General features: G+C 33.9%; 11 protein-coding genes. All 11 read left to right on the forward strand.

Features of this window, described 5'->3' with window-relative positions:
• Window positions 1–21: 21 nt before the first annotated feature.
• Entirely contained in the window at window positions 22–654 is a 633-nt protein-coding gene (locus ONB37_11145) for a class I SAM-dependent methyltransferase (protein ID MDZ7400710.1), read from the forward strand.
• A gap of 73 nt (window positions 655–727) precedes the next feature.
• Complete coding sequence (locus ONB37_11150) at window positions 728–2,185, forward strand: MOP flippase family protein (GenBank protein ID MDZ7400711.1); 1,458 nt, start codon at window positions 728–730, stop codon at window positions 2,183–2,185.
• Window positions 2,186–2,222: 37 nt separating this feature from the next.
• Window positions 2,223–3,392, forward strand: a complete 1,170-nt coding sequence (locus ONB37_11155) for a glycosyltransferase (protein MDZ7400712.1) — start codon at window positions 2,223–2,225, stop codon at window positions 3,390–3,392.
• A 34-nt stretch (window positions 3,393–3,426) separates the two neighbouring features.
• On the forward strand, window positions 3,427–4,647 hold the full coding sequence (locus ONB37_11160) for a glycosyltransferase family 4 protein (protein MDZ7400713.1): 1,221 nt from the start codon (window positions 3,427–3,429) through the stop codon (window positions 4,645–4,647).
• 148 nt (window positions 4,648–4,795) lie between these two features.
• Window positions 4,796–5,905 (forward strand): O-antigen ligase family protein, encoded by a 1,110-nt coding sequence (locus ONB37_11165; GenBank protein ID MDZ7400714.1) that lies wholly within the window; start codon window positions 4,796–4,798, stop codon window positions 5,903–5,905.
• Window positions 5,902–7,068 carry a glycosyltransferase family 4 protein gene (locus ONB37_11170; protein ID MDZ7400715.1) on the forward strand — a complete coding sequence of 389 codons (1,167 nt, stop codon included), beginning with the start codon at window positions 5,902–5,904 and terminating at the stop codon, window positions 7,066–7,068. Before ONB37_11165 ends, ONB37_11170 begins: the two co-directional genes overlap by 4 nt.
• Before the next feature lie 110 nt (window positions 7,069–7,178).
• On the forward strand, window positions 7,179–7,883 hold the full coding sequence (locus tag ONB37_11175) for a class I SAM-dependent methyltransferase (protein ID MDZ7400716.1): 705 nt from the start codon (window positions 7,179–7,181) through the stop codon (window positions 7,881–7,883).
• Window positions 7,884–8,281: 398 nt separating this feature from the next.
• Window positions 8,282–9,016, forward strand: a complete 735-nt coding sequence (locus tag ONB37_11180; protein MDZ7400717.1) for a glycosyltransferase family 4 protein — start codon at window positions 8,282–8,284, stop codon at window positions 9,014–9,016.
• 111 nt (window positions 9,017–9,127) lie between these two features.
• Window positions 9,128–10,480, forward strand: a complete 1,353-nt coding sequence (locus ONB37_11185) for a DUF362 domain-containing protein (protein MDZ7400718.1) — start codon at window positions 9,128–9,130, stop codon at window positions 10,478–10,480.
• 14 nt (window positions 10,481–10,494) lie between these two features.
• A complete protein-coding gene (locus ONB37_11190; protein MDZ7400719.1) occupies window positions 10,495–11,922 on the forward strand; it encodes a hypothetical protein in 1,428 nt (475 codons plus the stop codon).
• Window positions 11,923–12,423 carry an asparagine synthase C-terminal domain-containing protein gene (locus ONB37_11195; GenBank protein ID MDZ7400720.1) on the forward strand — a complete coding sequence of 167 codons (501 nt, stop codon included), beginning with the start codon at window positions 11,923–11,925 and terminating at the stop codon, window positions 12,421–12,423.
• Window positions 12,424–13,020: the final 597 nt, after the last annotated feature.

Genomic DNA, 13,020 nt, shown 5'->3' on the forward strand with positions numbered 1-13,020 from the left:
AAAGAATTCTTCAATTTTTTAGTGAATGCCATCCATGATTATCATCTAAAAAATTTTGCAGCTAAATACTGTCATGGAAGATTGATTGATATTGGCTGCGGCTCAAAGCCCTATCAAAGATTATTAGCGCCTTACGTTTCTGAGCATATCGGAGTGGATCATGAAGGCACCTTGCATGAAAAATCCAACATCGACTTATTTGGCAGCGCCTATTCTATTCCTGCCGAAGATGAATCATTTGATAGTGCTCTTTGCACGGCAGTATTAGAGCATTTAGAAGAACCAGAAAAAGCCCTTGGCGAATGTTTCAGAGTATTGAAAAAAGGAGGCTATGCGATATTTTCAATTCCATTTATATGGCATTTGCATGAAGAACCTCGTGATTTCTTCAGATACAGCAAATATGGGATAAAATACTTATTCGAAAAAGTGGGATTTGAGATTATCGAATTGAAAGCTTTATCTGGCTTCTGGGTGACATTTGGACAATTGTTCGTCTATTATTTAAATCGTTTTCATCGAGGACCGCTAAAGCTTCTCCCGATAATCCCCATTTTAGGTATTATAATACAAGCTACAAGCTTTCTGTTAGATAAAATCGACAGATGTGAGCAGTGGACGTGGATGTATATGATCGTTGCAAAAAAAGCTTAACTAATCTATTTATTACTGACAATATTAGATAATTCTCATAATTCAAATTTCAAATTATTAGTTACAAAGCCGAATGTCACTTAGAGAATCTGCAATTTCTGGCGTCAAATGGTCAACGATTTCACAAATCGTTCGCCAAGGAACCCAGTTATTAACCACTATTATTCTTGCTCGTTTGCTTGATCCTTCCGATTTTGGTCTGCTTGGCATGGCGATGGTTGTTATTGGTTTTTTAAATATTTTTAAAGACCTGGGAACTGCTGCAGCTATCATCCAAAAAAAAGAACTCACGCCTTCCCTTTTATCAAGTGTTTTTTGGATAAATGTCACTTTTGGGATATTGGCAACGGCTCTAATTTTTGCGGCAGCTCCTCTTGGTGCTGCATTCTATCACGAGGCTCGTATTACATCAATTTTGCAAGTGTTATCGTTAAGCTTTTTAATTTCTGGATTCAGTATATTGCATCAGGCGCTATTAGAACGTTCGCTGTCATTTGGTTACCTTGCGAAAGTAGAAATTAGCTCAGTTATTTTCGGCTCAATAGCTGGGATAGGAATGGCAACCTTGGGAGCAGGGGTATGGAGCCTGGTCGCCCAATCACTTGTCACAGCTTTATTGAATACAGCTTTATTATGGCGATTTAGTTCCTGGCGTCCCAAAGCTATTTTTAATTGGCAAGAATTAAAATCAGTCGTTCGCTATAGCTTAAATTTAGTGGGGTTCAATGTTTTTAACTATTTTGCCAGGAATGCAGATTATATGCTCATCGGCCGCTATTTAGGTGCTCAGGATTTGGGTTATTATACGTTGGCCTATCGAATTCTATTGTTTCCCATACAAAATATATCTGGGGTAATTAGCCGTGTTATGTTTCCCATTTATTCTCGTTTTCAAGAAGATAACAAAAGATTTGTCGACGCCTATCTCAAAGTAGCAAAGATGATTGCGTTCATTAGCTTTCCGCTAATGTTTGGTGCAATGGCCTTGGCAAAGCCTTTGATCCTTACCTTTTTAGGGCCAAAATGGGAACCCGTTGTTTTGTTGATTATTATATTAGCGCCAGTGGGATTAGTGCAATCCATTGGGACAACGACAGGCAGCATCTACCAGGCAAAAGGACACACCGATTGGATGTTCCGCTGGGGTGTTGCCGCTGGGATTATTGCAATCATCGCTTTCATGATTGGAATTCATTGGGGAATAGTAGGAGTAGCCATTGCTTATGCAATTGCTTCTATTTTAATACTTGGTTATCCAAATTTTGCTATACCGTTTCGGTTGGTTAACTTAAATTCTTTTTTCTTTCTTAGAGAACTTAAAATACCTTTGCAAAACAGTTTTATTGTCACTTTGGTTCTTTTTATCTACAATTTTCTTTTGAAAAGCTACTTATCAAAGTTTCAGTTGCTTTTATTTGGAGCTCTTCTTGCTTTCATGTTATATGGTATCTTATCATTAAAAAATAATAAAGAAATTGTCACAGATATTGTTGGTTTTAGTCCATTGTTATCTAAGTACTTTTTTAAATGACAAATTTTAATTTATATTTTTATTAGCAAATAAAAAAATGATTATTGTTGCGCATACTATTCATCCATACTTATTTAAAACTGGAACTTGGATTTATAATCAATTAATTAATGATGTAGACATTAAGCATGTTGTTCTAACAACTAAGACTGAGAATTTGGATAAATTTCCTTTTCAACCTATATATTCTACTGAAGATCTTACAAAAATAAATGAGTTCATACAAAAAGCTTCCAGAAGACTTTTAAAGCAATGTATCTCCTATTGGGTAAAAAGTAGCAAAAAGGAAGGTGTAAATATTTTGCATTCTCATTTTGGAAATATCGGTGTTGAGAACATGTCACTTGCAAAAAAACTAAATGTCCCGCACGTAGTTTCTTTCTATGGCGCAGACTTTGGCAAGGTAATATATCACAATTCTAAATTTTTGAATCAGTATAAAAAGCTTTTTGAAAGCGTAAGTGGGGTCTTTGTTGAAGGGTTATATTCAAAAAAAACGGTGATAAATTTAGGTTGCCAGGAGGAAAAAGTTTATGTATCACACTTGGGGGTAAATCTTGCTTCAATAAATGCTATACAAAGATGTTGGAATGGTTTGGATCCCTTTAAGATCTTAATAGTTGGAACATTCACAAAAAAAAAGGGGATTATAATTTCATTAAAAGCAATTGAATTATTAATTAGAAAGCATCCTGATATAAAAATCGAAGTGAGTTTGGTTGGTGACGCTACCAATTCAGTAGAATCTTTTCAAACGAAAAAAGAGATTTTTGAATTTATAGAAAGATCACCGCTACAAAAAATAGTTAAAAAATATGGATTTTTATCATACAGAAAATTAATAGAGATTTCCTATCAACATCATCTTTTCATGCAACTCAGCATCTTTGGGGATGATGGGGATTGTGAGGGAGGCTTTCCAGTCATTCTTACCGATATGATGGCAACGGGCATGCCAGTAATTGGAAGCGACCATTGTGATATACCTGAAATAATTAAACATGAAAAGAACGGACTAATTGTTAGTCAAAATAATATAATTCAAGCAAAAAAAGCGTTGTACAATACCATCTTAAATTATAACCTATATGCGAGTAATTGGTATAAGTTCAATAAGGATTATCTAAAGCAAAATTTTGATGCACAGTCCCAAGCTCAGGCTAGAAAAGAAATATACAATAAAATATTGAATATTAGTCACAAGTAGATTATAAAAAGCTAAAAATCACAATCATTTTTAAATGGAAAAAGAGATAAGGGCATTAATGGTAACTGGCGCTCTGCCACCGTATCATGCTGGAGCAGGCGTACAAGCTTTTTATTTATCCAAAAGCCTTTCTGAGAAACACTATATTAAAATAGATATTATTACTCAGAGATTAGGAAGAGATAGAATAGTCGAAGAGCTAAATTTAAAAATAAAAATTTTCAGAATTCCTGTAATAGCCAAGAGATTAATAATAAGAAAAATAATGTTTTCTATAGGAATTTGTCTTAAAATTCTTATATCAAAAAAATATGATATTGTACACTTTCATGATTATGGCTTGTTGTATTTACTTCCCGCCTTTATAAGCAAAAAGATAAGAAAAAGTTCTGTTATTGCAAAGGCTGCTTCATTAGGCGTCGAATTAAATAACAGATACAATAACAACAAAATTTTAAAATATGCTTTCCTATATAGTCTCAAAATGCCAGAAAAATATATATGCCAAACAGACGAAATGTACAATAATTTTAGGAAAATTATTAATAAAAAGAAATTAATATTGCAACTGAATGGAGTAGATATTGATAAATTTAATCCAAAAAAAGTTATTGATTTAAAATTAATAAAAGAAAAATATAATTTACCTGAAAATAAAAAAATCATAACTTTTATTGGTGCTGTGGAACCAATAAAAAATGTTAAAAAACTAATTGAGGCAATTGGAATTTTAAGAGCTAGACATGAAAATGATATGCTATTATTAGTTGTTGGGCCCTACAGTGAAAATTTGGGCAACAACAATGTAGATAAAAAATATTATAACCTATTAAATAATTATTATATAGAAATTAAAAAAATAATAACAAGGGAGCATCTTGATAATTTCATAAAATTTATCGGACCTTGTTCTTTTGTTGAAGAAATTCTAGCTATTACAGACATATTTGTGATGCCATCTGAAATTGAAGGCACATGTAATGTTGTTTTAGAAGCTATGGCATGCATGAAACCCGTTATCTTAAGCAGAATACCTGCCTTTGATCATTTTCAAGATCGCTACCATTGTTTAAAATTTGATAGCAAATCTGAATTAGATCTTGCTGATAAAATTGAAATGATTTTAAATGATTTTGAATTAAGGATAAATTTAGCAAATAATGGACATAATTATATTGTTCAAAATTATAGCATAGATAGCGTTGCGAATAATTATTACCAAATTTATAAAAATCTATTAACTAATCATGATTGAATTTTTTATAGTTTTTCTATTTATTATTTCTTTAATATTATTAAGATTTAATTTAAATTTAATAATAATTCTACTGGTGTTAATTCGTCCTTTTATTGAATTTGCACATGATATATCATTTTTTAATTTTATGGGATATGATTTTAACATGATGTCGATTTGGGCATCATTTTTAATTTTCTTAGAGCTATTTTATTGGATAATTAGAGGGCAGAATCCATTTCGATATCGAATTACCAATTTTATAATTGCATTTATGTTTTCATTACTCGTTGGAACTATATCTTCGGCAGGCTTTTCAGCTATTATACAGCAAATTTTAAAAATATTGCCATGGATCCTTTTAATACCTGTTATAGCTGACATTTCCCAGCACATAAAGTACGAAAAGATATTTTTATTATTTTATAAAATGATTTTAATTTTTTTGATTATAAATATTTTTATCTTTGTTTCTGGTAAATATACAAGCGGCTATTATGGAGCTGCTGAATTTTATTCGTTATATAAAGGACCTCATTCTTTTGCATTTACACTCCTGCTTTTGATGCCGTTTATCTATTACAAATTATTATTAAAACCAAAGTCAGTTATTAGTTGGATTGCCCTTATTTCATCAATATTATTTATGATATTAACATTTGTTAGAACAAGTCTCGTTGCTTTTTCAATAATGGTTATCGCTGCTGTTATTATCGAAAGAAAATATAAGAACAAGCTCATTTTTTTATTGGCGTCAATAGCTGTTTTTTCGATTTTATACTATCAATTCTCATTTCAAATAGAACAGGCGATTCCCAGTCGTATGCGAGACTTTGATGAGGCCATATATGCAGGGAACATGAACTCGCTCGGATCGGGGAGATTTACGATTTGGCCTGCTCAACTTAAACATTTCTTCCGTGGTTCTGCAACACAAATCCTGTTTGGATCTGGACTAGGTTCATTAAAATCTATAACCCTGGATGAGGTAGGAATTGCCGTCGGAGGGCACAATGATTACATTGACTTGTTGGTGGGCACAGGGCTTATTAGCGTAATTTTTTATATAATCTTTCAAATAGCGCTATACAAAAATGCCATTCAAGTTTACAAACATATTGATTTATCCATAGGAAAGATTTCGATATTAGTAATATTAGCAACTATAACAGCTGGAATGCTAAATGGTATCATTTATGGTCAGAGCAATGTTTATGGAGCTGTTGTTCTTGGCATTGCGGTAGGAAAATCTGCTAAGAAAAAAGAATCACTATGAAAAATAAATTGTATCCTAATCTAGGCATCATTATACCAGCAGATATCAAAAGACAATTTCCTCAGGGTGGGGCTTTAACATTTGTCCTTAACTTTGCTGAATTGTATCAAGGGGAAATAATTATTTTTGATGCCACGTTGAAAAGAAAAGAACTCTTTGCTTCAAGAAAAATAAAATTTAATAATGTATCATTAGAAAGGATCCCAATTATTAGAATTATAAACAATAAATATATTCCTATTCGATTGCAATCACTATTATTCTATATCTTATCAATTTCAAAATTATACAATCTAGCAAAAAAAATAGATGCATTTTATGTCCATTCTCCAGAAGCTGCTCTTCCGCTTGTTATTTTTAAATATAAAAAAGTTATATATCATATGCATGGAGCGACAAATCCCTTATTATACAGCAAATTTAGATTCTTTAGGAAAAAAATATTTCAAAAGCTTTTTGATATTTTTATTCATTTCCCTATTATCAAAAGATCTGATTTGATTATTACCATAAATGAAGAATGTCAAAACCTGGTTAATTTGGTTTACAAAAATACGAGATCTTTTTATCTGCCAAATTTAGTAAATAGAAATATGTTTAAAAAATTAGAAAAAGCAAAGTGCAGAGAGCTTTTGGGATTAAAAAAAGATGAAACGATTATTTTATACGTTGGCCGCTTGTCAGAAGTTAAGGGCCTATATTTTTTATTAGATGTTTTTTATCATCTGCAGTCATCACATAGCAGCGATTTGAAACTGATTTTCGTTGGAACGGGGGAAGAGGAATCAAATTTGAAGTCAAAATGCAAGCAGCTTGGAATTACAAATTGTGTTGAGTTTCATGGAAAAGTCAACTATGAAAAAATGCCCATATATTATAATAGCTCTGATTTATTCATCCTTCCATCTTATCGAGAAGGAACCCCAATGGTCCTGCTTGAAGCGATGAGTTGTGGTGCGAAAATACTTACTTCGACTGCTGGGAATACTGAAAAACTCCTAAAGAATTATCCGTTAAAAATAGTTTTGAAAAACCATTGCTTAGAAGAATGGAAGGATGCAATAATAAAGCTTTTGAATATTGAAATCAAAAATAACTTTAGTGTTAAAGAAGATGTATTTTTTTCTAATTTTATTAATGAACTGAAAAAGCTAAGATTGTAAAAATTAGTTTAATATTTTTCCGATAAGCATAATAATATGTTTATAATTAATTAGCTTGCCATTCATAACAAATTAATAAAAAAATACAAATTATTTTGATAATAGCTGATATGAAGTTTACGACTCTAATTGACAAAAAACGTCTGCCGCTTTCAAAAGAAGAATTTATTTTCAGTATCTGCAAAGATAAAGAAAAAATATTGCATCTTGGATGCGTTGACTCAGGTTTACTCGAAGAACGGATACAACAAAATCAATTGCTACATTTAAGATTAATTGAAATGTTTGGACAAAGCAGAGTGTTTGGTTTGGATCAAGATGAAGCGGGAATTGAGATTTTACGAAAGAAGGGAATAGAGAATCTTTTAATCGCAAATGCAGAAAATATGAATTTCCAGGATAAATTTGATATTATCGTTGCTGGAGACATCATTGAGCATGTCAATAATGTTGGTAATTTTTTGAAAAGCATATATAGAGCATTAAATAATGATGGGATATTAATAATTTCTACACCAAATGCGCATTATTATTTATTTTTCATTGCATATTTTTGGGGCATAGAGTCTATTCATCCAGATCACAATTATTTATTTTCTGCTACATCCCTGGCTACGGTTTTGAAAAAGCACGATTTTAAAATATTAGAGTATTATTTTTGGGGGACACCTGAAAACTTTTTTAAATCAAGCGACAAAATAGTGCTCAAATTAGTTAAACTTATATTTAAATTATTAGCAAATTTAATATTTTATATTTCGAAATATATGTTTCCCCAATATTTGCCTTCAATAATTATGTGTGCTAAAAAATGAAAATCAGAATAATAGTTATCGGTTCAATCCCACCACCCTATCATGGCTCAAATATCTATTTGAAAGATCTCCTTGACTCAAAAATCAAAGACATTTTTGACATACAACATCTCAATACAAACGACAAAAGAAATGATCTGGACAATCTCGGCAAATTTGACTGGATCAATATTTACACCAGCATTAAAAATTTAGTCCAACTAATATATCAGTGCTTCATTTATAAACCGAAGCTGATATATTTATGCCCTGCCCAGGGTCCTGCATACTTGCGAGATGGCCTCTTTATCCTGATTTCGAAGATATTTTCAAGAGCAAAGATAATCCAACATCTGCATGGATCTGATTTCGATCGTTTCTACTTGCGCTCGAATTGGTTTGTCAAGAGATTCATTGATGTGACTCAGAATAGAGTGGAACGCACGATTGTCCTTGGTAATTCCTTGAAACGCATTTTCTCACGCTGGCACAAAGAGACGGAAATTGATGTCGTGCCGAACGGCATAGATTTAAACATCGATATTAAGCATAAGAATTTTAATTCCCATTTGCCAACGTTGTATTTTTTCGGGAATCTGCTTAAATTTAAGGGCATTCACATTGCAGTGCAAGCGCTTGGATTGATAAAAAAGAAATATCCCGACATCCAATTGAAAATTGCGGGCAATTGGGCCTACGACCCTGTCTTTAATGAAAGCCAGTATAAAATAAAAAGTGAAATTGAACAAATCATTAAAAGCGAGCAGCTTCATGATAATATTCAGTTTCTAGGTCCTGTTTATGATGAAAGAAAAATCGAGCTTTTGTGTAACTCGGATATCCTGGTATATCCCAGCATCAATGATGGGCTGCCTTTGGTCATTTTAGAGTCCATGGCTGCGGGAAATGTGGTGATATCCATTCGAGATGTGGGCGCTATTTCAGATGTTGTTTTGCATAACGAGACAGGGATTTTGATAAACCAGCAGGAACCACAAGAAGTTGCTAATGCGATAGAGTATCTCATAGAAAATCCAGGGGAACGAAAGAGGCTCGGGCTTAATGCGCATAACCGTTATCGACAATGCTATACCAAAGCCATCCACATCAATCGCATGATCGAGGTCTTCAATAAAGTTCTTGCAGAGAACTGAAAAATATGTGCGGCATTAGCGGACTCATCCATTGTGGCGAGCCAGAAACGCTGCAGCGCTTTACAAAGGATTTGCGCTGTTTATTAAGTTTTTAATTGTTTGGGATTTTAAATGAATATAGATACCAGAGCTTTTCTTGAATATTGCGATTCATATCAGCAATTAAAAGTCGATTTGATCATCAAAAAATGGTCTCAATTATTTAAAAATGCCATTCATCCAAATGATACAATTGTTATTAAACCAAATTGGATCGCCCACTCCCATAAATATAATAAGAATGAATGGCAATCCGTTATCACGCATCCTGCGGTGATTACAGCGGTTCTAAAAATCGTTTTAGACCAACTGAATGGCAATGGAAGGGTCATAATCACCGATGGTCCTCAAACCGACTCATCATGGGCAAAGCTAATGAAGATCATGCAGCCGCAGCAATGGATCGAAATGGGCAAAAAAGCAGGGGTGGGAGTGGAGGTTCTGGATTTAAGAGAGGATGAATGGGAAAGCCAGGGCGATGTGATTGTCTCCAGAAGAAAATTGCCTGGTGATCCATTGGGTTCAACGGAATGTGACTTGAAAAACTATAGTGAATTTATCAATCATCGAGCATCCAAAAAAGGATATTATGGAGCAGATTATAATAAATCAGAGACCAATGAAGCGCATTCAAACGGCCATCATCGATACAAAGTTTCTCGATCTGTAATTGAAGCCGATGTGTTTATCAACTTGCCCAAATTAAAAACGCATAAAAAAGCAGGTATAACATGTTCGCTAAAGAATTTAGTTGGGATCAATACATATAAAAATTTTCTGCCCCACCATAATGAGGGTACACCAGATTCTGGAGGAGATCAGTTCCCAACCTCTGATTTAAAAAACAAAGCAGAAGCATCACTGGTTGAAAAATTTAAATCATATCTCCATAACAATCCATCGTTGGCTAAATTTGCAATACCATTTAAAAAAGCAGGCAAAATCATATTTGGTGATACAAGGGAAACAACCCGCAGCGGCAATTGGTATGGCAACGATACAATCTGGCGCACCGTTTTGGATTTAAACAAAATTCTATTTTATGCGAATTCTGATGGCACTTTAAAAGAATATAAGCCAGAAAATAGAAAAAAATATATCACTATCGTCGATGGGATTATTGCTGGAGAAGGAAACGGTCCAGAGGCGCCAACGCCCAGACAAACTGGAGTCTTGATCGCTGGTATAAATCCCGTCGCTGTTGATGCATTTTGTGCTAAATTAATGGGGTTTGATTGGGAAAAAATACCTACTATTAAAAATGCTTTTACGATCGAACATTATCCAATTTGTGAGTTTAACTACCAAGATATTGAAGTCATTTCTTTGTTATCTAAATTTAATAGAAAATTATCTGAAATCGATCCCAGTGATTGCTTTCGTTTTGAGCCTCATTTTGGTTGGAAAGGGCATATTGAGTTATAGGATGTTAGGCAATCATGCATTATGGAAATAAAATACATAGATTATTTTATTATAATTCACCATTGATTTTTAAAAATCTTATTGCGACATTTTATGGATATATCCAAAGGAAGAAAAGATTTACAGACAATTATAAAACGCAATTAAATTTTTTAAAAGAAAGTCAGTTTTACTCGAATGAAAAGTTAAAATCATATCAATGGGAACAGACAAAAGAATTTTATAATGAGGTCATTGCTATAATTCCCTTCTATAAGTATAATGATATTTATAATATCATTACCCGGCTAAATGATCAAAATTCGCTAAGATCTTTGCCAATATTAAGCAAAGAAGAGGTAAGGAAACATATTGATAAATTATATTATCCAGATCTAAAGAAATTATCTTATCGGTGGACACATACCAGTGGCACAACGGGCAAAGCTCTTATATTTCCTTTGACAGAAAAATGCTTCCAAAGAGAATATGCCTTTCGAGCATTACATTATTTATGGGGAGGAATAAATTTAGAGAGGGGAGATAGAATTGCATTTTGCTCTGGTCATCCTGTAGCAGAACCAAACAGAAAAAAAACGCCTTTTTGGGTATATGACTATGCAAACAATCAGCTATTCTTTTCCTCTTATCATTTATCTGAAGATAATTTGAAATTTTATATTAAAGAGCTTGAAATATTCAAGCCAAAAATGTTAAGCGGCTATCCATCTTCAGTTTATTTGCTAGCGCAGGCATATAAGAAATATGGATCTGGAACATTAAAACCTAAAGCGATATACACCGCATCAGAGACATTGTTGGAATATCAGAGAAAAATAATTGAGGATGTGTTTCAATGTAAGGTTTTTGTTTGGTATGGGAACTCTGAAATGTGCTGTAATATTGTAGAATGTGAATATGGCGAATTGCATTTGAAGCTTGAACATAGCTATGTTGAAATACTTGATTCAAATAATTATCCCGTCGGACCTGGAGAAAAAGGAAGGCTAATCTGCACTGGATTTGGTAATATTGCCTTTCCTTTAATTCGATATGACATTGGTGATGAAGTCGTTTTAGCGAGTGATCAGATTTCAAAGTGTGGCAGAGGAGGGATAATAATTGAAAAAATCATTGGAAGAATTGAAGATTATATTGTAACACCTGATGGTCGATTTGTTGGTAGATTAGATCATTTATTTAAAGATAGTTTAAATGTTAGGGAAGCACAGCTAATTCAGAATTCTGTTAATGAGCTAATTATCAGAATTGTATGTAGAGAAGGTTATTCTAAAAAAGATGAAATGCTTATAGAAAAGGAAGCTCGACTTCGATTGGGTGATGAAATTAAATTGGTGTTCGATTATGTCGATCAGATTGAGCGATCTGCCAATGGAAAGTTTAGATTCGTAATATCTAATTTGAAGCACGGCTTAGCTAATGAAGTGAGTTCTAATAATTAAGTGAGCTATTGGTTTCAACAAAAAAAGCGCCTTAGCTATCTGACCCGAATGTGTCTGAACGATACCAGGGTGTTTCTGCCCGAGCATAATCTGCTGTATTCGGATAAGGCTTCCATGGCGGCCAGCGTGGAGACCCGACCGCCATTGACGGATCATCGGATCGTGGAATTCATGTTCACGCTGCAGCCGCAGTTCAGAATTCGGAAAAACATCCAAAAATTTTTACTGAAAAAAGTGGCAGAGAAATATCTGCCAAAGGAGATCGTTCATCGGCCCAAGGCGTCGTTTGGCACGCCGCTGCGCTCCTGGATTCGAGGGCCATTAAAAGAGATGATCGATGATTATTTATCGTTTGAATCCATCCAGCGCCGAGGATTGTATGATCCGAACTATGTGCGCACCAAAATCCAATTGGATCGTGAGGGCAAAGAGGACAATGCGCATCTGATCTGGCAGTTGTTGACCAATGAGGTTTGGTTTCGGACTTTCTTTAATGCGTAGCGCAAGCAGATGGATGCATGTTCTAAGGATATTTTGTGGATGAAAGGGCAATAGAAGTAAAGAATTGGATCATTGGAGTGATGGAGTAGTGGAGCAATGAGCATTCCAGCGCTGCCATCGGCCATTACTCTATTTTACCCTGCGAAATCCGAAGAAATCTTGGTCCCTAAAGTAACTCTACATTCTGACGAACGATCATCGCTATAAGCATTTCATGCTTACGAAAAGATAATTTCGATGGCATGAACATATCAAAAATGATAATTAAATGCAATAAAAAATTCAATGCAAGAAATTATTGGGTCTCAAAACCGTCCGCCCCTTGGCATGGCGGTCCGCCTTTTGGGCGAAAAGCGTCAACTTAAGAGATGAATGTCATTCTTGCTGAACGATCCGCCAACTAGTTATTAGCGCCCACATAAGATATTTAGTTCCAAGAGACCGCTGAAGCGGTCAGCAAGTATAGTTCATTTGTCATACTCGCCCGAATGAATTCGGGCGTTTATGATAAACGAGTATCCACCTCAATTATGGTTTGTTTCAGTAGCCAACAAAAGTCTTTTGGCAAGAATTTGATTTTTCTGACACCCAATTGCC

The organism is candidate division KSB1 bacterium, from assembly GCA_034506395.1.
Lineage (GTDB): Bacteria > Zhuqueibacterota > Zhuqueibacteria > Thermofontimicrobiales > Thermofontimicrobiaceae > Thermofontimicrobium.